Source organism: Paenibacillus sabinae T27 (genome assembly GCF_000612505.1).
Taxonomy (GTDB): Bacteria; Bacillota; Bacilli; order Paenibacillales; family Paenibacillaceae; genus Paenibacillus_AQ; species Paenibacillus_AQ sabinae.
Genome location: NZ_CP004078.1, coordinates 238,690 through 261,109, shown reverse-complemented (window position 1 = coordinate 261,109; position 22,420 = coordinate 238,690). Strand labels below are relative to the sequence as shown.

Annotated in this window: 16 protein-coding genes; 4 read left to right on the top strand and 12 right to left on the bottom strand. The window is 54.6% G+C overall.

Features of this window, described 5'->3' with window-relative positions:
- Nucleotides 1-30: 30 nt before the first annotated feature.
- The gene (locus tag PSAB_RS01245) at nucleotides 31-1,761 is read left to right on the top strand and encodes an SWIM zinc finger family protein (protein WP_025332774.1); all 1,731 of its coding nucleotides are present in this window, start codon (nucleotides 31-33) and stop codon (nucleotides 1,759-1,761) included.
- A complete protein-coding gene (locus PSAB_RS01240; protein ID WP_025332773.1) occupies nucleotides 1,758-4,892 on the top strand; it encodes a DEAD/DEAH box helicase in 3,135 nt (1,044 codons plus the stop codon). The genes PSAB_RS01245 and PSAB_RS01240 overlap by 4 nt, the downstream gene beginning before the upstream one ends.
- 152 nt (nucleotides 4,893-5,044) lie before the next feature.
- Here PSAB_RS01240 and PSAB_RS01235 read toward each other — a convergent pair whose 3' ends face one another.
- Nucleotides 5,045-5,344 carry a GNAT family N-acetyltransferase gene (locus PSAB_RS01235; RefSeq protein WP_051529698.1) on the bottom strand — a complete coding sequence of 100 codons (300 nt, stop codon included), beginning with the start codon at nucleotides 5,342-5,344 and terminating at the stop codon, nucleotides 5,045-5,047.
- Nucleotides 5,345-5,836: 492 nt separating this feature from the next.
- On the opposite strand from PSAB_RS01235, the gene PSAB_RS01230 reads away from it, so the two are divergent.
- Nucleotides 5,837-9,946, top strand: a complete 4,110-nt coding sequence (locus PSAB_RS01230; protein WP_025332771.1) for a S8 family serine peptidase — start codon at nucleotides 5,837-5,839, stop codon at nucleotides 9,944-9,946.
- Between the two features lie 126 nt (nucleotides 9,947-10,072).
- Here PSAB_RS01230 and PSAB_RS01225 read toward each other — a convergent pair whose 3' ends face one another.
- The 6 genes from PSAB_RS01225 to PSAB_RS01200 form a co-directional block, all read right to left on the bottom strand.
- Nucleotides 10,073-10,540 carry a nucleoside deaminase gene (locus PSAB_RS01225; RefSeq protein WP_025332770.1) on the bottom strand — a complete coding sequence of 156 codons (468 nt, stop codon included), beginning with the start codon at nucleotides 10,538-10,540 and terminating at the stop codon, nucleotides 10,073-10,075.
- A 139-nt stretch (nucleotides 10,541-10,679) separates the two neighbouring features.
- The gene (locus tag PSAB_RS01220; protein WP_025332769.1) at nucleotides 10,680-11,915 is read right to left on the bottom strand and encodes a Zn-dependent hydrolase; all 1,236 of its coding nucleotides are present in this window, start codon (nucleotides 11,913-11,915) and stop codon (nucleotides 10,680-10,682) included.
- A gap of 171 nt (nucleotides 11,916-12,086) precedes the next feature.
- The gene (locus PSAB_RS01215) at nucleotides 12,087-13,340 is read right to left on the bottom strand and encodes a PucR family transcriptional regulator (RefSeq protein WP_025332768.1); all 1,254 of its coding nucleotides are present in this window, start codon (nucleotides 13,338-13,340) and stop codon (nucleotides 12,087-12,089) included.
- Nucleotides 13,341-13,656: 316 nt separating this feature from the next.
- Entirely contained in the window at nucleotides 13,657-14,790 is a 1,134-nt protein-coding gene (gene ald / locus PSAB_RS01210) for an alanine dehydrogenase (RefSeq protein WP_025332767.1), read from the bottom strand.
- Between the two features lie 111 nt (nucleotides 14,791-14,901).
- Complete coding sequence (locus PSAB_RS01205) at nucleotides 14,902-15,990, bottom strand: threonine aldolase family protein (protein ID WP_038595452.1); 1,089 nt, start codon at nucleotides 15,988-15,990, stop codon at nucleotides 14,902-14,904.
- Between the two features lie 29 nt (nucleotides 15,991-16,019).
- Nucleotides 16,020-16,358: a DsrE family protein gene (locus PSAB_RS01200; protein ID WP_025332765.1), complete on the bottom strand. Its 339-nt coding sequence runs from the start codon at nucleotides 16,356-16,358 to the stop codon at nucleotides 16,020-16,022.
- Nucleotides 16,359-16,526: 168 nt separating this feature from the next.
- On the opposite strand from PSAB_RS01200, the gene udk reads away from it, so the two are divergent.
- Nucleotides 16,527-17,159 (top strand): uridine kinase, encoded by a 633-nt coding sequence (gene udk / locus PSAB_RS01195; RefSeq protein WP_038595450.1) that lies wholly within the window; start codon nucleotides 16,527-16,529, stop codon nucleotides 17,157-17,159.
- Nucleotides 17,160-17,594: 435 nt separating this feature from the next.
- On the opposite strand, the gene PSAB_RS01190 is transcribed toward udk, so the two are convergent.
- The 5 genes from PSAB_RS01190 to PSAB_RS01170 all read right to left on the bottom strand — a co-directional run bounded on the left by PSAB_RS01190 (nucleotide 17,595) and on the right by PSAB_RS01170 (nucleotide 22,203).
- Nucleotides 17,595-18,314 (bottom strand): YebC/PmpR family DNA-binding transcriptional regulator, encoded by a 720-nt coding sequence (locus tag PSAB_RS01190; protein WP_025332764.1) that lies wholly within the window; start codon nucleotides 18,312-18,314, stop codon nucleotides 17,595-17,597.
- Between the two features lie 157 nt (nucleotides 18,315-18,471).
- On the bottom strand, nucleotides 18,472-19,257 hold the full coding sequence (locus PSAB_RS01185; protein ID WP_025332763.1) for a PaaX family transcriptional regulator C-terminal domain-containing protein: 786 nt from the start codon (nucleotides 19,255-19,257) through the stop codon (nucleotides 18,472-18,474).
- Between the two features lie 262 nt (nucleotides 19,258-19,519).
- Nucleotides 19,520-20,251 (bottom strand): metal-dependent hydrolase, encoded by a 732-nt coding sequence (locus PSAB_RS01180; protein WP_025332762.1) that lies wholly within the window; start codon nucleotides 20,249-20,251, stop codon nucleotides 19,520-19,522.
- 19 nt (nucleotides 20,252-20,270) lie between these two features.
- On the bottom strand, nucleotides 20,271-21,476 hold the full coding sequence (locus tag PSAB_RS01175) for an MFS transporter (RefSeq protein ID WP_025332761.1): 1,206 nt from the start codon (nucleotides 21,474-21,476) through the stop codon (nucleotides 20,271-20,273).
- The gene (locus PSAB_RS01170) at nucleotides 21,469-22,203 is read right to left on the bottom strand and encodes an L-threonylcarbamoyladenylate synthase (protein ID WP_025332760.1); all 735 of its coding nucleotides are present in this window, start codon (nucleotides 22,201-22,203) and stop codon (nucleotides 21,469-21,471) included. Before PSAB_RS01170 ends, PSAB_RS01175 begins: the two co-directional genes overlap by 8 nt.
- Nucleotides 22,204-22,420: the final 217 nt, after the last annotated feature.

Below are 22,420 nucleotides of genomic sequence, written 5' to 3'. Positions count from 1 at the left end.
AACAACCTTAAGCTACAGGAGACTGACCTCATGGAATCGAGACACATCCTTGATGACGCCGGCTGGGACCGACTCATCCAAGATGCGGCGTATTATTTTGACGACCTGGCCCTTAAACGGGGCTTTCAATATTATAAGCAGAAGCGCGTTATCGGCTTAAAGGCTGTTCCGCCCGGACTGGTCACGGCCTTCGTTGACGGTACAGAGCGGTACAGCGTCGAGATCGTCCTAGGGGCCATCTCGATCAGCAGCTGCAGCTGCCCTGTCCCGGGTCCGTGCAAGCATATGGCGGCCGTCCTGATGAACTATGCCGAAACGGAGAGACGGCCGGTGCCGCTGCTGGCCAATGCCAAGTCGTCCGCCCAGGCACGGGCTGCTATAAGTTCTGCTCGCGCCGAACAGGCGGGCGGAAGTGCCGATGGCGGAGCGGGAAGCTCACCCGGATTCAGCACCAATGTCCATGGAACGGACCATGCTGCCAGAGCAGGCCGCCACGGCGAAACAAATGACGGGTTTCGGTCTGGAAGCCGGGAATCCCTGAATGAGCGCGGACGGCTCATCCCGGTCATGAACGTCGCCGAGTGGCATGAATGGTTCGCCCAATGTATACCCGGTCAGGCCAAAGACACCCGGAATCCCCGTTATGCCCAGGAAGCGCTTGCTTCGATCCTCCGGATCAAGCCGCCGCTTCCCCCCGGTCTGGAGAAGCTGTTCGTTCTGCACGCCCGCCTCTTTGTTCTGAAGCAAGTAACCCATCCTTCGGCCGGGCGCTCCGGCGCCTCTGCGCCTTCTCTCGGCTATTATACTCATATCGCCGTAACCGAACTCCAGGATGAGATCGAGCGCGCTCTTCAAACGCCGCTGCCCCTCGTCTCCGAGCCGGAGCAGCGGAACCGGATCATGGACACGCTTGGGTATCTGCGGCAGGAGCTGCTCGCAGAGCCAAGGGAACAAGGCTTTTATTCGGGTCTTTATTATTTGCTGTGGAGACAGTGGATCATTCCCGAAATGCCGGACTCTTCGCTTCTAAAGGAAGAACTGCGGCGGCTGGAGCAGGAGGAAGCGAATCGGACGGATGCTTCGCCCCGTCCGGCCTCGCTGACCGCGCTCGCCTGGATGCATTTCCTCCAGTCGGAAGACGACCAGGCTTTAAGCCTGCTTCGGGAGGCGGCGGAGGGGCCGGGCTTCCGCCCGGAACGGCTGGACATGTTCTGGGATTACCTGTCGGAAGCCGGGGAGTCGCAGCGGCTGGTGAACTGGCTGACCGGGACCGGCGAACTGCTCGCCGGGCAGCGCCGGAACGGGCTTGAGAGCTATGCCCGCTTCTGGGAGGAAGCGGTAAGGCTTCTGCCCGAAAGCGAGCCACTAATGTGGCGGGAACTGGCCGCCATGCTTCCGCTGAGCGGAGGCATTTACGAGGAGAAGCTGCTTGAGCGCGGCCGCTGGCGGGAATGGATGGATTACCAGCTCAGCTCGGGCAAAGACCCGGCGAATTTCAGGGTGCGGGATCTGCAGCCGCTGGAAAAGAACGCGCCCGAGCTGCTGCTGCCGTTCTATCATCAGGCGGTGGAGCGGTACGTTTTGGAGAAGAACAGAAGCAGCTATAAAGCGGCGGTGAAGCTGCTTAAGCGTTTGAATAAGCTGTATAAGAAAATAAAAGCGGATGATCGCTTTGAGCGTTTTCTCGAATCGTTTACTGCCCGCCACAGCAGGCTAAGAGCGCTCCAGGAAGAGCTGCGGAAAGGAAAATGGACACCATGAACGGACGATTGCGGAATATTGCGGTTCGGATCAGCCTGAGCGAATACGGAGACGCGCTGCTGTATGGCCAGACGGATCACGGGGATGCCCTTCCCGGCCTGACCCTGAAGCAGCTGCTCTTTGCCTGGCACGAGGAATCATGCTACGGCACCGAGCTTGTCATTCATAAAGCGGGAGAGATCGAACTTGTCGTCCTGCCCGCCGAGCAGGTACTGCCCTTCTTCGCCGCCGGGCGGCGGCTGACGCATATCGGCTGGTCATGGGAAGGCGAAGCGGCGCCGCTTACGGAGCTGGCTCCCTGCCTGACCTTCTGCCTGGAGAACAAACGGTACGAGCCAAGCCTGGCCGCATACCGGGAAGGGCGGCTGGAATGGACCTGGGAGGAGAGAGCTCTCCGGAAGGCGGCTGACGCCGCGGACCGGGAGACGGCTTCGCAGCGGGAACCGGAACGGGCCGCCGCTTATGGCGCTGCGGACCGGACAGGGGTCGCCCTTTCGGAGGGGGACAGCCGGCCCGACGACAAAATGGACGCGCGGGGCGCGCGGGCCCGGCTGAAGGAAGACGACGGTCTGATGAGAGGCGTCAGAGCGGCCTTTTCCGCTGCCGTGTTCGACCGTCACTACGGCACGGAAGAACAGGCGGCCGACCTGCGGCGGGAATACCCGATGCTGTTCGAGCGTAAGCCTCTGGCTGCAGCCGGGATGGACGCGGAGGCCTGGCTCGTCTCTATCGGCTGGAAGGCCGATGTGTCGCCGTTTCGGCCCGCGCTCCAGCTGCTGGAGCCGTTTAAAGCCGAAGCGGCCTGGTGGCTTCGGCTCGTGCTGCAGGACAAGACCGACCCGTCGTCGCTTGTCCCGGTGAAGCTTGGCGCGGACGGCGCCGCCCATGGCGCCTGGCCCGCCTCGTGGTCGCCGCATGTGCAGGGGCGCTCGGCAGGCTGGCTGGAGCGCCTGCGCGCCTGCCTGCCCCCGGAGCGCTTCGGGGGCGGCGGCGACCTGCTGGGGCGGCCGCTTGATAGCGCGGCCGCATGGACTTTCCTGACGGCGGACAGTCGCCGTCTGCTGGATGCAGGCTGGCTCGTGCTGCTGCCGGCCTGGTGGGAGGCGGCGAGCCGCCGGAAGCCGCGCCTGCGGGCGAAGCTGCGCCCGGAGAGCGAGAACCGGAGCGGCCGCTCGCTGATGGGCCTGGACGCCATCATCGATTTTGATTGGCGCATCTCGATCGGAGACGCCGACCTCACAGAGGAGGAATTCGCGGCGCTGGTCGCGCGCGGCGAGCGCCTGGTTCGCTTCCAGGGCCGGTGGATTTCGCTTGATCCCGCGCTGCTGGCTCAAATCCGCAGAGCGATGGACGGCATGGACAAACGCCAGGGATTGTCCTTTCAGGATGTGCTTCAGCTGCATCTGCTGAATACGGCAGAGGGAGCCGGAGAAGAAGCCCCGAACCTTGATTCCGAAGAGGTAAGCCGCCTTCAGCTTGAAGTCGAACTGAACGAGCAGTTCGTTCAGCTTATGGGGCAGCTGGGCGGCAGCGAACTCGGGGCGCAGCCCGGTCCGCCCGCCGACCTGAACGCCGAGCTGCGCCCGTATCAGCTTGAAGGCTACTCCTGGCTGGTCTTCCTGCGCCGATTCGGGCTGGGCGCCTGTCTTGCCGACGATATGGGCCTTGGCAAGACCGTCCAGCTGATCTCTTATCTGCTCCGCGTTAAGGAGGAATTCATGGAGCGGCCGGAGGGACCAAGGCCGTCGCTTATCATCTGCCCGACCTCGGTGCTCGGCAACTGGCAGAAGGAGCTGAACCGGTTCGCCCCTTCGCTCTCGGTCATGCTCCATTACGGGAGCAGCAGACTTGGCGGAGAAAGCTTCCAGGACGCCGCAGCCGGGTCCGACGTTGTGCTCACATCCTATGCGACGGCGTCGCTGGATCAGGAGCTGCTGGCAAGCTTCACCTGGTCGGCGTTATGCCTGGATGAAGCTCAGAACATCAAGAATGCCCAGACCAAGCAGTCGCTGGCCGTCCGCAGCTTTCCGGCCCTACACCGGGTTGCGCTCACCGGCACGCCGATTGAGAACCGGCTGGCTGAGCTGTGGTCCATCTACGATTTTATTACGCCGGGCTTTCTCGGACCGCTGCGCGCTTTTCAGGATCGCTTCATCCAGCCGATCGAGAAGGAGGGCGACCCCAAACGGGCGGCCGATCTGCGAAGGCTGGTGAAGCCGTTCATGCTTCGCCGCAAAAAGAAAGACCCCGCCATCCAGCTCGACCTGCCCGACAAGAACGAGATGAAGAGCTACGTCCATCTGACTGCCGAGCAGGCCGCTCTCTATGACCAGACAGTAAACGAGCTGATGAGCAAAATGAACAAGCTGGAAGGTATTCAGCGCAAAGGCGCCATCCTCTCCGCGCTGACCCGCCTCAAGCAGCTGTGCGACCATCCGCTGCTCATTACGAAGGAAGGCGCACCCGGCGTTGACGCGCCAGGAGATGACGCACCGGACGCCGGTTCGATGGACACCGGTCCGCTGATCGAACGCTCCGCCAAGCTGGAGCGGCTGCTAGCCATGGTCAGGGAGCTGCGGGAGGAGGGAGAGCGCTGCCTGATTTTTACCCAATATATCGGGATGGGCCTCATGCTTCAGCGCGTTCTGCGGGAAGAGCTTCGGGAACCCGTGCTCTATCTGAACGGAAGCACCTCCAAATCGGCGCGTGACCGCATGATCGAAGACTTTCAGGCTGGACGTGAAGCGCCGGTCTTGCTGGGCGGCACATTGGAGGCTTCCTCCCCGGAGAGCAAGCAGCAGCCCTGCATTTTCATCCTGTCGCTCAAGGCCGGCGGCGTCGGCCTAAATCTGACCGCCGCCAATCACGTCTTTCATTTTGACCGCTGGTGGAACCCGGCCGTGGAGAACCAGGCTACGGACCGCGCCTACCGCATGGGCCAGACCCGGGATGTTCAGGTCCACAAGTTCATTTCCCTCGGCACGCTGGAGGAGCGGATCGACGAAATGCTGGAGAGCAAGCAGCAGCTCAGCGACAGCATTATTACCAGCTCGGAAGGCTGGATTACCGAGCTTTCCACCGAGGCTCTGAAGGATTTGTTCACCTTGCGGCGCGGGTTGTCGGGAGCTTAATTTTGTCAGACGCGTCAAACCGGCAACGTTCAAAAGCCATCCTCCGCACTTAAGAGCGGAAGATGGCTTTTTTATTACAAGTTTCATCGTTCAGGCGCATTGCTTAGGCATTATGGACAGTCGCAGTCTTTAAGCCCAAGCTTTCACCCGGCCTAATGTTTCCATACATCCTCATACTCTGGATTTCTCCTGAATTGGACGCCGACATACGAGCACTGGGGAATGATCTTGGCCCCTTCCGCCCTCGCCTCCTCCGCCAGCCGTTTGAGCAGCCGCTGGGCGATATTTCCGCCCCGGTAATGCGGCGATACATACGTATGATCCGCTATCCAGGTATGCTCATCTTTAGGCACATAGGTGATTTCTCCAACCGGCCCCTCGTCCGTTCGGATCACGAAAGCATTGCCCTCTTTATAAATTACGCCGATCTCATTGGATTCTTTGCTGTCCATAATCATTCCCTCCTTGTCTCTTTCCGCGGGCACTATAATTACTTTACCCAATCGGTTCCTTTTTCTTCAGCCCTTCTTCTTGGCCGCCCGTACGATGCGCCAATGATTCGAAATCCGCGCCAACAATTGGCCCTAAAGACCTATCAACCGACAGGATATGACACAATACATCACGGTTCTTTTTTAAACTACAACTTTGCCTTTGAGAAAAACGCAACTAAATGACAATTCATTCCACAAATCGATGGATTATACACGGAAATACGATTTAAAGATAACACACATCTTTCTTCAATATGTTAACTTTGACGAAAATAAAAGAATTTTATCTGGATTTTCCAATTTACCGGTGGTAGAATCTTCTTAATCTTTTTTCCTACTAATCTAGGTGGAAATAAAAAAGGAAGAATAGAAAAGGAGGATTCTACATAATCGATTCACCCGAACGGTAGGAGCAAGCCAAATTACACAAAATCTTTGGGAGGGATTTTTTTGGAGTGGGGTAAACTAACACGCAAGCTGTCCGTCGCGGCTCTGGGTTTGGCGCTTACAGCCGGAACGATTCCCGGCACGGTCTTTGCAGCCAGCAGCTTGCAAACGCAGTTATCATCGAAAATTTCTTTGACTCATACTACACCGGGAACGTACATCTCGCCTAAGATCAACATTAAATCGACTGCCGACGTCCGCGTTATCGTACAGCTTAGCGGCCAACCGGCGGCGGTAGGAAAATATGCTGCGAAGCAGGGCAATTCCGCTTTGGCCAAATCGGCGACCGAAGCCGCTGTAGACAGCCAGCAAGCCACTGTCCTTAAAAAAGCCGAGAACGCAGGCCTAGATCTGGAAGTCAATTACCAGTATAACACCGTGCTGAACGGCTTTGAGGTTACCATTCCCGCCAACGAAATTCCGAAACTGGCTAAAATCTCCGGTGTAACCTCGATTTACGAGAACAGCACCTGGCATACGGTTCCGGACGTAAAATTCGACGAAACCGCCGAGTTGCCCCAAAACGACAATGCACCACTGGATCAGATTGGCGCAACTTGGGCTGGGCTCAATAAATATACAGGCGCCGGACTTAAAGTAGGCGTCATTGATACGGGCGTCGACTACGAGCATCCGGATATCAAGCCTGTCTATAAGGGTGGCTGGGACTCTTTTTACAACGACGATGATCCTTATGAAGAAGCACCTGTCTCTGTTGAAAATGACGTGTACGGTACAGGCTACGAAGGCACTTACCATGGAACACACGTTGCCGGTACGATCGTTGGCCAGTTCGTCAATAGAACCGGCGATATCGCACAGCTCGGCGTTGCTCCCGGCGCGCAGCTGTATGCGTACAAGGTGCTTGGACGCAATCTGTATGACCCGAGCACTTCCTCCGGTTCATCCGCACAGGTCATTGACGGTATTGAACATGCCGTAAAAGACCGTATGGATGTCATCAACCTTTCGCTTGGTTCCGATGCCGAGAAGGACGTAAACTCTCCGGACTCGATCGCCATTAACAACGCGGTGCTTTCCGGCGTCGTAGCCGTGATCGCAAACGGCAACGCGGGGCCAGGTTATTTCACATTGGGGTCGCCCGCCGTTTCCCAATTGGCCATTTCCGTAGGTGCTGTAACCAGTCCTACCAAGTCCTTCAAAGTGAACTTAAAGAAAGAGATCGTCGGCGCTTCAGCAACCACGGTGACTTACTCAACGTACAGCGACGTTAATGCGATGGCATGGAGGATCGCCGACGAAGACTTCGAGAGTATTATCGGAACAGATCCCGTCCCGGTTGTATACGCGGACCTTGGCTCCGATGATGACTATTCGACCAAAGATGTGAATGGAGCGGTGGTGCTGCTGTCCCGCGGCGAGCTGGCCTTTGTCGATAAAATCGCCATTGCCAAAGAGCATAACGCAAGAGCCGTTGTTATCTTTAACGGCAATACAGACGGCAAAGGCAACGCGGACCTGAGCGAGAGCATCAAGAACCGCGACGGCTACATCAACTCCACCATTGGCGACGGCTTCGAGTATATTCCGACCTTTGATTTGGAAGGCAAGGAAGGACGGGCGCTGGCCAGAGCCATTAAGGCTAACGAAGGCAAACCGGTGAAGTTTACTTTTGACTCCGACTATCATCCGGGTCTTACCAAAGGTGACGAAATAGCCAGCTTCACCTCCTGGGGACCAAATGTTGACACCAACCTAAGTATCAAACCGGACATCGTGGCTCCGGGGGTAGGTATCCTGTCAACCTGGCCGGAATACGGCAAATATGATAAAGACGCATCTTATGCCGAGGCTTACAACCGCATCAGCGGCACAAGTATGGCAACGCCTCACGTCGCCGGTCTCGCGCTTCTGATCAAGCAGGCGCATCCAGACTGGAATCCGTTTGATATACGCGCCGCGCTCGCCAATACAGCGGACGTTATCGGAGGCGGTAAGTACGATGTGTACTTGCAAGGACCAGGCCGGGCTAATGTCGAAAATGCGATCAAGACTCAAGCCGTGCTTCAATCTCTGGAGCCGATCACGATTTTGGACAAAAATTTCAATCCTCAAAATATCATCAACTATAATGACTCTGCAAGCTTTGGAATTCTGGCTCCGGGTGCATCCGCAGTCAAGGATCTCCAGCTGAAAAATACGGGCAGCCAAAACCTTACGTATACAGCATCCGTTGATTGGTATGACGACGCCCCGTTGGACGTCACGGCCGAGCTTGACCAAACTACGGTAACGGCGTCCGCCTACAGCGCTTCGGCATTCAAATTAAATGTAAATGTTAAACCGGAGGCCGCTCTGGACTCCTTTTACCAAGGCCAAATCACTTTGAAAGCAGCAGGTCAGCCTGATCTTCATCTTCCTTTCGTTGTCAATGTAGGCAAGGAATATCCGGATACCGGAGCAGGCGTTCAAGAGCTTTCGCTGGGCCAAAAGGTAGTCTATCCGAACTTTGGACAAACGACGAACCTCACGTTCAAGCTGAAGGCGGAAGACGCCAACTATTACGAGGTTGACGTTGTAGGCCTTGATGACAAGACCCTTGGTTATTTCGACGCACAGACGACGGGAAGCTTGAAGAGCTATTTCAAACCGGGGACTTATTCGGCAACAATCGGCGGCGCTTATCATCCTTACGACAGCAATGGCGACCCTGTATTGGATTCGCAAGGTAAGCCTGCTGTAGCATACTTGAAGGATGGCATTTATAAAATCCAAGTTCTCGCCACAACAGAAAAAGATAACAGCAAGATTCCGGTGAAAATTAATCAATATGAAGATTTCTTCTATACCGGTTTTACTTCTTTCCGCATCGATAACACAGCTGGCGGTGGTGGCGGCGCACCTGCACCAACTACACCAACGACACCACCTGCGCCAACGGTTTCCGATACCGCTACAGCACTGGTCGACCAAGGCTCTAAGCAATTGAGCGTCGCTTCGACAACGACTGTACAGAACGGTGTAACAACCATCACCGTGTCGGATAGTGACCTGAAAGCGGCTTTGGCTAGTGCCACCGCATCCCAGAACGCTGTGATCATTTCGGCTCCTTCGGTCAGCGGCTCCGCTGCCAAAGTCAGCCTGACTGCGGATCAAGTGAAGCTGCTTGCGGGAATCTCTTCGTCCAGCAAAGTCATCGTCAGCACGAAGGATGCCGCGGTTTCTCTGCCGGTATCGCTGCTAAGCGGTTCTCCTTCCGGAGCGGCCTTCGAGCTGTCCATCAAGCCGGCTTCAGAGCAGGCAGGCAAATTTAGCGCAAGCGCAGCCGGGTCGTCCGTGATCGGGGCTCCGGTATCCTTTGAAGCAAGCTGGGCAACGGCAACCGGCAGCACGTATCTGACGGTGCCAAACAATACGTTCATCAAGAGATCCTTCACCGTTCCGGGAAGCATCACTCCGAATACGGCCGGCGTTCTGTTCGAAGAGAACGGCAAGATTACTCCGGTATCTTCCGTGTTCAAGACGCAAGCCGACGGAACGACGCTGGTTACCGTTAATCGTCCGGGCTTCTCGACCTATGCCGCTGTAAGCCGTCCGGTAACGTTCACCGATATCGCGACTTCGCCTGCGGCTTCGGACATCACGGCACTGGCTAACAAGCTGATCTTCAAAGGGACTTCGGCAACGACCTTCTCGCCGAAGAATAACCTGACCCGTGCCGAATTTACGGCCATCCTTGTACGCGCGCTCGGTCTACGCACTGATGCAGCGGCGACCTTTACCGACGTGAAGGCAACCGACTGGTATGCAGCCGATGTCGCAGCCGCAACGAAGGCCGGATTGATTCTGGGTGTTGGCGGCGGCAAGTTCGCGCCGAAAGCCAATGTCTCCCGTCAGGAAGTGGCCGTTATTCTGGATAGAGCCGTGAAGCTGGCCGGTATCGAGCTGACCCCAGCCAATCCGTCCTTCACGACCTATAGCGATAACGCCAAGATTGCAGGCTATGCGAAGAACAGCGTACAGTCCTTGTCCGCAGCAGGCATCCTCACCGGTACCTCCGGTTCGGTATTCAATCCTACCGCTCCGGCTACCCGCGAGACGATCGCCGCTACACTGCACCAGCTGCTGGTCAAAGCCGGACTGGCTGAATAAACACGTAAATAGCAACGGGCCGATCAAGGATGATTCCTTGACCGGCCCGTTTTTTTCACATAGCGGCACTGATCGAACTATCGTTCTCCGTCAGTTCAATTTAACCATGACCGACCAGTATGATTTTTAGCCTTTTGTGTTGTGGGAAAAATAGCTGGCCAATACACTCAAACTTTCCTCCCGTAATATGCCCGCTGTAATATCCGGTTTATGGGGAGAATTTTCAAATACAATTTGACTGCAATGACTTCCCTGTTCATCCAGTAGATTACACAGATCTATATCACTGGCACCATAAACCAATCGCCCAACCTTTGTCCAAACCATTGCGCCGCAACACATAAAACAAGGCTCGCAGCTCGAATATAAGGTGTACTCACGTAAATCGGTAATATGGGTTTCAGCACAAAATCTCCGTAGCAACCCTGCTTCTGCATGAAACGTTGGATCGGTTGCAGAATAAATCTGGTTTTCATTAGAATATACAATTTCTCCGCCTTTAACCAATATCGCTCCAAAAGGTTCGTTACCGTGCTCAACCGCAAGTTTAGATAGCCTGATTGCTTCTTTCATAAAAAACTCATCTTGATTCATACTTTTTCTCCTTTTATATAGATGCTAGACTAAGGACAGTAAACAAAAAGCTGTCCCGAGGGTCCCACAGACCCTTAACGGAACAGCCTTCTACTATATAATCTAACGCATATGCCGCGATTCCCTTCAAATCTAAACCTTACTCCCCGCTATCTCCGAGCAACGTCAGCACCGTCTCCAGCATCACATTGACGCCTTTTTCGCAATCCTCGTACGAGGTCAGCTCTTCTTCACAGTGGCTCTTGCCCTTCACACTCGGCACAAAAATCATCGCCGAAGGCAGGTAGCTTGCCACGAACTGGGCGTCGTGCCCGGCTCCGCTGGCCATTTTTTTGTGGGAATAACCGAGCGACTTCACCGAGCTTTCAATGGCCCCGCATACCTGCTCGTCGAACCAGACGGTATCGCGGCCCCACAGCTTCTTCTTCGACACGGAACAGCCGGACTGCGTCTCCGGCAGCGAATCAATGATCGACACCACTTCGGCGATGACCTCTTCATTCTTATGCCGGGCTTCGACGGTGAAGACGACTTTATTCGGGATGACCGTATGGATGTTGGGATACACATTCACCCGGCCCATTGTATAGACCAGCTCGGAGTCGAGCCCGCCCAGCTTGCTCCGCAGCTCCGCCACCAGATCGGTAGCGGCAAAAAACGCGTCGTTCCGCATCCCCATCGGCGTCGTTCCGGCATGATTGGATTCCCCGGTGACTTCAATTTCATAACAGACCATGCCGACTACGCAGTCGACGAGCCCGATCGTCAAGCCTTCTTTTTCCAGTACAGGACCTTGTTCGATATGCATTTCCAGATAAGCGGTCGCTTCCTTGATGCGGTTCTCGGCAGCCCCTTCGTATCCGCTGGCCTTCAGCGCCTCCCCGAAGGTAACCCCCTCCGGATCTTTGCTCTTCAGCATAACCTCTTTATCGAACTTACCCGACAGCACGCCGGACGCCATCATCGAAGGCTCGAACCGTGCCCCTTCCTCATTCGTGAAGTTCATGACTGTCACCGGAATGCGCGGCTTGATGCCATGATCGACAAGCGTCCGCACAACCTCAAGGCCCGTGATTACGCCGAAAACGCCATCGAAGCGCCCACCTTTTACAACGGTATCGAGGTGAGAACCCATGACGATCGGAGGCTTATCCTCGGTCCCTTCCAGCGTGGCGTACATACAGCCCATATCATCCACTGTGACTGTCATTCCCAGCTCTTCGCAGCAGGAACGGAAGTAATCCCGCACCTTGATGTCCTCTTCGCTTAAACTCAGCCGGGTGACACCGTTCGCAGGCGTACGTCCGAAATCGGCAAAAGCCTCGATCGTATCTTTAAGCCGGGCTCCGTTAACGAAAATATTTTGCGTCTGCATTCCTATCCCTCCGTCCGTGGTCTGGTCGTTCCTACAACACTATGTTACGACCCGTATCCTCTCTTTTCATTGTACAGAGTGTAATAAGATTGGCGCGGGAATACTCGGTTTATGTTACATCCATGTATATATTTTCTGCCATACACTTTTGCTTATCCGCCATATCTTCCATCAACCTTCCGCAAACCACTGATTCAACTGCCGGGTCTCTTCGGTCAGAATGTCCAGATAGATGGAGAAGCGGTAATGGGTATCCTTCAGATTTTTCCCCGTAATTTCGGCGATCCGGTTCAGTCTGTACATCAGGGTATTGGTATGGATATGCAAAAAAGATGCCGATTCTTTCAAATTTCCATTGAAGGTGAGATAGACGGCGACGGTTTTGACAAAATCGGTCTTGTGCACCCGGTCATGCTCCTTCAGCGGATAGAGTAAAGGGCTTCTGCGGTTGCGGCTGCGTTTCTGCTCGATAATCGCCGGTAGATGCGCCCAAAATCCCATATCCTCGTACAGCAGCAGCTCGCGGGCCTGAAAAGGCAGCAGCCGCTTGATCTCGGCAATCGACGCCGCTTCCATATAGGCGACAGCCGCAGAGAGATACTCGCTGTAATGGAGGCTGCAGCCCCCGGATATCCGGCAGTCCTCGTGCTTGTTCGTCTGGTCAACCAGCAGCCGCATATAGGAAGACAGGGCCTCTGTCCCTTCAATCGGATAATGGAAAGTGAACATGGTAATAATCCGGTTATGCTCCGTGGTCAGGAACACCAGCGAGACGCCGGAATAGCTCTCCGCGGTCTGCCGGAACTTCAGCAGGAAGTGATTGTCCACCGTCCGGTCGGGTTCGAATACGCCGATAAAATAACCCGAAGGCAGCTCAATCCCGTCCGCCCCCGCATCCCGCCGGATGTCCTGCTCCGTGCCGTAATGCGAGGTCAGCAGCTTCCAGAAAAAATCCTCCTGCACCTGGGTCTGCTTCGTCTTCCAGCCCCGTTGCTTCAGCAGGTACCGGGCGGCGATTTGCGCGGCCTTGCTCACGACGTTCTCCGCATAGCCTTCCTTCAGGTTGCCTGCATCGACAACCCAGATGTAGCCGAGAACCTCCTTCTGATGCTTGATGCACATCGCCAGGCGGGGGCCAAGCCCCACCTCCATCACCCCCGAAATCCGGATCGGATGAGGCGTATTTTCAAGCTGGCGCATGATCCCCTTTTTGCGCAGGCCGATAATGACAGAATCAGGCACCCGCTTGCCGATAATGGTCGAAATCCGCGCCGGATCGCTCTCGAATTGATGGGAGCTGTAGCCGATCACATGATGATTGTCGTCCTCAATGGTCACTTGGGATTGCAGCGATTCACTGATGGCATCCGCCAAGGACTCCATGCTGTCAAAAAAACGGTCAAAGGATAAGCTCGCTTCGGTCACTGTTCCCACTCCAACCTTCAAAATAGCCGCGTTTTGCACGTAACATCAGCCTTCGTACTACTAATCGGTTGTTTCATTATATTACGCTTCGTGTGCGCTGACTATAGGGCGCGGCAAAGTCGTGGAAGGAAACCTTCCATGTTACGCCAAAATCAGCAGCTCCGCTGAACAGAGCCTATATTGGTACGCCAAAAAAGAACAGGCCCGTATGAACGGGCTCTGTCCTTTAATTGGGGTTCCTCTTCTTCATTGGGAAACGTCTGTCTGTTTTTTTATCAGCCGACTTTTTGTTCTTCTTAATTCTATTTCTATAATCTTAGATCAGGGTAAACTCTTGGGACATGGCTTGGGCTACTGTGAAGTATTCTTCGCCAAGCGCGTCGGCAACGGCTTTGCAGGTGATTTTGCCGTTGGCGATATTGACGCCGTTCAGCAGGCCTTCATTCTCTTGCACGGCCTTCAGCGCACCTTTGCCTGCGATTTGCAGCGCGTAAGGAACAGTAACGTTCGTCAGAGCGATCGTCGATGTTTTGGCGACAGCGCCAGGCATATTGGCTACGGAGTAGTGCAGTACGCCGTGTTTCTCGAATACCGGATTGTCATGGGTCGTCACTTGGTCGATCGTCTCTACAATACCGCCTTGGTCAATGGCCACATCGACGATAACAGAGCCCGGTTTCATGGTCTTCACCATTTCTTCGGTTACCAGCTTCGGAGCTTTCGCGCCCGGAATGAGCACCGCGCCTACCAGCACGTCCGCTTCGGCAACCGCTTTGGCGATGTTATACGGGTTGGAGATCAGCGTATTGATTTGCGCACCGAAAATATCGTCCAGCTGGCGCAATCTGTCGGCGCTCAGGTCAACGATGGTAACGTCCGCTCCGAGTCCGATAGCCATCTTCGCCGCGTTTGTTCCGACAACGCCGCCGCCGATGATGCTGACCTTGCCTCTGCTTACTCCAGGAACGCCGGCAAGCAGAATGCCTTGGCCGCCGTGATTTTTTTGCAGGAATTGAGCGCCCAGCTGTACGGACATGCGGCCCGCCACTTCACTCATCGGCGTCAGCAGCGGCAGCGTGCGGCCTTCAGTCACCGTCTCGTAGCCGATCGCAAATACGCCTTTATCCTTCAGCGCCTTCGCCAGAGCAGGCTCGGGAGCCAGATGAAGGTAAGTGAACAGAACGAGACCGGCACGGAAATAGCCGTATTCGCTCTCCAGCGGTTCTTTAACCTTCATGACCATCTCGGCGCCGCTCCATACCTCCGCTGCGCTGTCGATCAATTCCGCTCCGGCTGCGGCATATTCCTCGTCCAGGAATCCGCTGCCCAGGCCCGCGCCCTTTTCTACCAGAACCTTGTGACCTTCTTTGACAAAGCTGACTACACCGCCTGGGGTAATGGCTACGCGATTCTCATTGTTTTTAATTTCCTTAGGTACTCCGATGATCATTCTTCACATCTCCTGTCTTGTTGACGTCTCTTATGTAAAGAATGATAACATACCCTGCGGCTTTTCCATTTGGTGAAAATTCAAAACTTTATCTGCCATGATTGTGTTTTATCACAATGAGAAGGTCAGTTTTTCATTCAGCAGGGCAAATGCCCGCTGCAGTTCTTCCCTGGGGATAAGGGCATACCGGTCACCGATGCTTACCTCAAAAAAGCAGGACGATTCGCCGTTTTCCCGCAAAACATGCGTTATTCCGACATTGGTTTCCTCATATATCTCCACCAGCAAAGGCTCCAGTCTTTCCTTGGGAAGACTTACATGAACATGGAACATATTCGAGACAGGCACCTCCGGAAGGGTAGTGATTTGGTGGCATTTATTAAAAAAACCGGCCAGCTCCCTTGCCCCATCATAGTACCGCTCCATGTTAGGAAACCTTTCTTCGAAATAAAAGTCGGCTGAAAGTATGTAAGGATACAGGCTGATCAGGTCACCGCCGTGACGTCTTTTCCACACTTTGGACTGTTCCGTGAATTCGGCATCGCCCGCGAGAATCGCTCCGGCAATCCCGCCAATGCCTTTATAAAAAGAGACATACACGCTGTCGAACAGCTCGCAGATTTCCGCCGCAGATTTCCGGTAGTAGGGCAGAACCTCGAACAGTCTCGCGCCGTCCAAATGCAGGGCGATCCCCCGCTCACGGCAGTACGCTGATATAGCTTCAAGCTCGCCGTAATCCGGCAGTTGCCCGCCGATTTCGCGCTGGGGTAGCTCGAGCAGCAGGCAGGATACGCTCTCGTCCAAGGACTGTACATCGGCGAGTCCGATCAGCCTGTTCTTGCCTCCCAACAGCACCGGCTCGATCCCGTGAAGCTCATGAAGCCCGCGCTGCTCATGAATCTCCAGATGGCACAGCGGGTGGTACGCGGCTTTCTTTTCTCCCTTGCAATCGCACCAGATTCGCAGCGCAATCTGCTGCGCCATCGTTCCGCTCGGGAAGAAGACGGCAGCTTCTTTGCCGAGAATCCCGGCCATTTTGCTCTGAAAATCTTCGATCAGCCTGCCCGCGCCGTACATGTCGCTGTCCAATTCGCCGTCATAGGCGTCCAGCGCGTCCTTCAGCACCCCAATATTCCGTTTGCCGTGGCCGATGACGGGGTAGGTTGCCCTGTTGAACGCTTCCTGAAGCGGGTTGCTCATGGTTATGCTTCTCCTTTTAAGTCTAGGACCTAGGATATCGTGATGACTTCATACTGCGCGGAAAGCTCGATGAAGTGCCCCATGCTGGAGACCTCTCCGGCATACAGCTGATCGCCCACACCATAGTAGTTCACACAGGTCGAGCAGGCGAGCACCGGTACTCCGCGGTCGGCCAGTTCTTTTAAATGAAGGGAAGCCATCGATTTCCCCGTCAGCGCAAGCACGCCCCGGTTCACGCAGAATATGGCGGCTGGCAATTGATCCTGCTGCTTGAGCAGTGTGAAATAGGTTTCCAGAAGCTGTTCTCCAAGCCGGCCGTCTCCGCTGCCCATACTATCCGTGGTTAGAAAAATAATTTTGCGATTCATCTTCTTCATCCTTTCTTAGTTAAAAAAAGTGTGTCTGCACTTATGTCGCTCATGCTGGTGTATATTAAGTATATATCAATAGGCATTGCGGGATGAAAAAAAAGGACCTCTGTGCTACAATACTGGAATTGGCAGAGGGAATATTGTAGGGAGGTTTATAATTACGCCATGCTTATTATAGGTATCGCCGGCGGGACAGGCTCCGGCAAAACAACGGTGGCCCGCTCCGTCATCGAACGGCTCGGTCCGGGGAAAGTCACTTTTATCTCACAGGATAATTACTATAAGGATCACTCGCATCTCAGTCTTGAGGACCGCAGCGGAATCAATTACGATCATCCGTTTGCCTTTGACAATGAGCTGCTCATCGAGCACATCAAGTCTTTGAAACAGGGAGAGAAGGCGCAGGCCCCGGTATATGACTTTACGGTTCATGCCCGGTCGACGAATGAGACGGTTGAGCTTCTGCCCAACCATATCGTCATCATCGAAGGGCTGCATGTACTGTCCGACGAGAGCCTGCGCCAGCTGCTCGATATCAAGGTGTTCGTCGACACTGACCCGGACGTCCGCATTCTCCGCCGGGTGCTACGGGATATCGAGGATCGCGGCCGCACCATCCAGTCGATCCACCAGCAGTATTTGACGACGGTCAAGCCGATGCACGAGGCGTTCATCGAGCCTTCCAAGAAATACGCCGACATCATTATTCCCGAAGGCGGACAGAACGAGGTCGGCATTCAGCTCCTGTCCATCCTGACCGAGAAATATTTGACGGGCGAGAAATGGCCCAGAACGTAAGAATCGTAAGGATCTCCGCTCCCTGGAAGGAACAAGCTGCGGTGGCCCGATCCATGTGGACGCTGCGGCAGGTCAAAAAGACGATAGAAACAAACGCCAAGCCCGATACCCCTTTATATGGGGGACCGGGCTTGGGTCGTCTCCGGTCTTCGTTTCTGGCTGACGTGTTCGCTTGGGCGGCTGCCGGCTTACCCTTTTTCGAATGGCTACATCAGCGGTGCCTCCACCATTGTCTTCTTCACAGACGGCAGCGGGAGGCACAGTCAAGAAGAAACGCCTGACGGCGTCTTTTTAAGACGCAGGTGCGTTTCTCGTAGAAATAGAAGTCAAAATGATAAGCGCTCAGCTTATACATTCTTATATTTGCAAAAAACCGCCCGGTTTCCCGGACGGCCTGCGTTACAGGACTCTTCGCATGAAAGCGAAGCGGCCTGACTATTCTTCGGAATCCACGTTGTGATAAACCTGCTGCACGTCCTCCAGATCCTCCAGAACGTCAATCAGCTTCTCGAACTGCGCCTGCGATTCTTCCGGAATCGTCACGTAGTTCTGAGGAAGCATTGTCAGCTCGGCAACGGTAAATTCGGTGACGCCCGCGTTCTTTAACGCTTCCTGCACGGAATGGAACTGATCCGGCTCGGCGTAAACAATGACGGCCTCGTCTTCTTCCAGAATATCGCGCGCATCCACGTCCGCTTCCATCAGAATTTCCAGCACTTCGTCCGCGCTCTTGCCGACAAGGCCAATGACCGCCGTCGAATCGAACATATAGCTGACCGATCCGCTGACGCCCAGGCTGCCGCCGTTCTTGCTGAATGCGGCGCGCACTTCGGAGGCGGTGCGGTTGACATTGTTGGTCAGCGCGTCGACGATAATCATCGATCCATTCGGCCCGAAGCCTTCATAGCGCAGCTCATCGTAAGTCTCGTCCGAATTGCCTTTCGCTTTCTCAAGCGCGCGGTCAATGATCGCTTTCGGCACATTGTATGTCTTGGCGCGCTCCAGCACGACCCTCAGCGCCCGGTTCGATTCCGGGTCCGGCTCGCCCTGCTTGGCCACTACATAGATTTCACGCCCGAATCTTGCATATATACGACTTGTGTTGGCGTCCTTGGACGCCTTCTTTTCCTTAATATTATTCCACTTACGGCCCATACGTTATCGCTCTCTTTCAACAGTAATTAGACGCAGTCCCTTATATTATACTCCTCTCATTATATCTCTTAAAGGGGGTGCGGGACAAATAAGCAGGCGGGGATGCGGTTAAATCGAAAATTCGGTGAAAATAGGAATCTCGCTAATAGCCGCACAATTACAGCCGTACATACTTTCGGTACACGGAATCGGAGGGCAAAGCGCTCCCAAGCCGGCGCATGCAGGCGAACATTTTTCCCAGAATCTCATTCCCTCTCCAATAGCCGGGCAGCAGACACGCAGGCAGAATGGGATCAATTAACCCCATTTCACTAATCACGTTGCCTATTTCTAGAAACAGCAGAAAGGTTTCCCGGTCATCCGCCTGGGGGCGTTCAGCTCTGGAGAGGAAATCGGCAAGGAACCCCTCTTCCTTCTCCATATACATTCGGTTGATCTCATCAAGCGGCCAAATTTCTCCCGCCTGCCTAGAGCTGATAATATCCGGGATTGCACATCCCGCAGCTATGGTCAAATAAGGCTCCAATTTATTCTCGGCCACATACTGCTTTAAGTTGTCCGATTGGTCCCAGGGCGAAATATAGACGCTGTCATACAGGCGGCCAAATCCCAGGATGCGAAGGTGTGAAACAAGCAGCTGGCGGTGCTTCCGCATGCCATCGGGAAATTCAAACATGACGAGCTGCCACTTCCGGTCCCATTCTTTGGCCGAAAGCTCCGGCTTCTGATTGAACGACCGGACAAACGAATCTCCAACCTCGGTGATCCGGTAACGGGACCGCTCGACCGATTCGATGTACCCCATTTTCTTCAATCTGGCCAGCACATTTCGGATATATTGCCCTGAACGGCCATCCGCTTCATATAATAGAACCAGTTCCTGAACCTCGATGACGGAAGCACAGGATATCAGATATACGATCTGCTTCTCGATGGAGAGCATGGCAAACCTCCGGTCCATACACATTTGCACTCAGTATACCGGATCGGGTAACAAATGGAAATCACCCGTAGGTCGGAAAGCGGCTTAAGAAAACAGGGTCTTGGTAAAGGGGCAGTCTGCCGTAAAACGAAAAAACGGACCGGTCATAAGGGGTGTCCCTTGGCCGATCCGCTTAGCAGTTATAGTCGTTTGAAGCTGCGTAAAAAACCTGCGCTGAGTGTCCTGCTTAATCATCCCGCAGCAATTCTCCAGGCAATGCCCGCTATTCTACGGAAGATCTCCCGCTTATTACGGCAGCATCCGTCCGCTTAATATCACAGGATTCACCCGGCTTCAGCACTGTACCGGACTGGCCTTGGCTTCTCAGCCGCTCCAGCCATGCGTCCGCATCCTGACGAATTGGTGGAAACGTGTTGTAGTGCATCGGGATGTACAGCCCCGCCTTTAACCAGGAGGCCGCAATCAGGGAATCGTCCGGACCCATGGTGAACACATCCCCGATCGGCAGCGCCGCTGCGTCGATCCGGTTCAATTCTCCAAGCATTTTCATATCACCGAACAAAGCGGTATCCCCCGCATGATAGAAGGTGTACGGACCCATTGTCAGCAGGATGCCCGCCGGCATTCCCCCTTCTTTGAAGCCGCCGCCCTCAAGCTCGATACCTGATCCGTGAAAAGCTTGCGTCAGCTTGACCGTTCCCCACGGAAAGGTCCGGGCGCCTCCAATATGCATAGGCTCAACCTGAGCCCCCTGCTGGGACAGATGCAGGGAGACCTCATAGTTTGCAATGACCGGACAGCCGCAGCGGGCAGCAATGGCTGCTGCGTCCCCGACATGATCCCCATGGCCGTGCGTGACCAGCACGGCGGAAGCCTGTATGTCTTCAGGCCGGGCCGCCGCCAGCGGATTACCTGTCAGAAAAGGATCAATAACAACGGTATGCTCTCCGTGGCGGACTAAAAAGCAGGAATGCCCCAAATAGCGAATATTCATTTAATCATCTCTCCTTAAATTATGATGGGAGCTGCCCGGTTACAGGCTGAGCCGATGTCTTGCCCCGGCGCAGGAGCAGCGAGACGGCAGAAGCCAGGAAGAAAGCGGCCGCCAAGCCGAACATCAATATACGCAGGCCGAACTCTTGCAGCACAAATCCTCCGGCAATGAGCAGCAGCGCGTTCCAGAAACCGTACATCCGCTCCATGGATGAGAGAACAGCAGTACGCTCGGCCGGTCTCATTCCCGATCCGTTCAACTGCCCCGCGGCCAGCGGTCTCGCTCCGCCGGAGGCCAGACCCATGAGGGCAATAGCCACAGCCGCGCTGCCGATATGCTGAGACAGCCCGACTACAATCATGGAAAGGACCGACAGGAGCGTAGTAGCGATGACCAGCCGGTTCTCCCCGATCTTCACGCCGACACGTACGGCATATCTCGCGGAGATGAAGCCGAGCAATGTGAATAGGCTGAGAACAAGGCCGAAGTAGAACAGGCCAATTTCCAGTCTGCGGTACAGCAGAAACGGAATGAACCCGACGAAAGGCGCCAGGGTGAAAGCCCGAATAAGCGCGTAGTACCTTTTCCAATACCGCTGCCCCGGGGTTAGCTCTAATGCGGCCGCTGGTTCTTTTTGCCCATCCCGGGACTTATCCGCCACGGAAAGCACGCCCTGCGCTGTATGACCGGGATTGCGGATGAGCAGGATAACCGCCAGCGACAGCACATTAGACGCTATCGACAGGTAGAACGGAAGCTTGATATTGGACCCAAAAAACATGCTGCCTGCTATTCCGGCAAGCAGAACGGACAAAAACATATAGCTGGCCGAAGAAGATTCCGTCTTCTGGTACCGCTTCTGATCCTGCTCACTAAAGAGCGAGCGCAGGAGACTGGAATCCGTGCCCGCCGCCAGGCTGTATCCCAGCCCGCATGCGATCTGCCCGAGCAGGAGCACACCCATATGTGTGTCCGAAACGAGCAGCAGCAGCCCGATTCCCTTTAGTCCCTCGCCGATGGCGATCACCTTCGTCTGCCTCATCAAGGCCATTAATTTAACATTCCATTTGGCGGTCAGCATAACGACCAGACCATAGACCGCAAGCAGCAGCTCGATTATTGGCAGCGAAAGGTGCTGAAGATAGAAATAAACGAACAGGATCGGCAGGTGAAAGTAAAGCCGCGAGACGATTCTGTAAATGTAAAAGCAGGCGACGTTATTCATGGGAAGCTTCCTTCTGGTATTCGGTCAATTCCCTCCGCTCTTGCAGCATTTGCGGGTAAACCGCCGGGTCCTCGATTAATCCGGGGAACCTGCTTCTGATCCGGTCAAGCGGAACAATCCCGAGTCTGACCAGCACAGGCGGGTTAAAGGATAAATCGACAATGGTGTTGCCCTCAATTTCCGTCCCCGCAGGTTTCGCCCCTTCTTCCGCCGGCTCCTGAAGGATCAAATCCACTTGATCCCCCAGATCGCTTAACGCTTTACCCAGGCTGACAAGACCTGAGCCGGAGCCCGACAGATTGGCGGAAGTAACGGCAAGCGGATGGCCATAGGCTTCCGTCAATCGCTGCATGGCCGATTCCCCCTGCCAGGTTAAGCCTACAGTGGGGGCTCCGCAGGTTAACCGTTCGGGGAACGGATATTTTTTGCGAAAGATTAGGGTAAGCTCGCTCGGCCATACTTGCGAAAGAACCTCTTTATCTAGGTTCTCAGGCATGTGAATGAATGTATCCAACCCGCTTAACGAGGAGATCGACAGCGTGAGGGGACCGAATTTTGTTCTTTTTTTCACTTGGAAGACCCGTTCAATGGACCGTTCATTTCTCGGGTCGCACATAATGTTATAGTTGGAGCGGGATGGTCCGATGACAAGTCCTCCTTCCCGCAGTACGGAGACGGCTTGTTCAATGGAACGGTCGCAGACAGGCATTAGCACATCATTTCTCATAATAACTTTTACCACTCCCAAATGACCAAATATAATTAATAATAAGTCTGCAGACTCATTTTTGATTATATTTACTGATCGTTTCTATGTCAATAATTTCCTTTCTGTATTTTCATTCCAACCTTTTATTCCCGTTCGCTCCGATACACTTATCCGGCCAGCAGCACAAAAAAGGCATTCCAAAGCCGAAGCTATGAAATACCTTCAGATAAATATT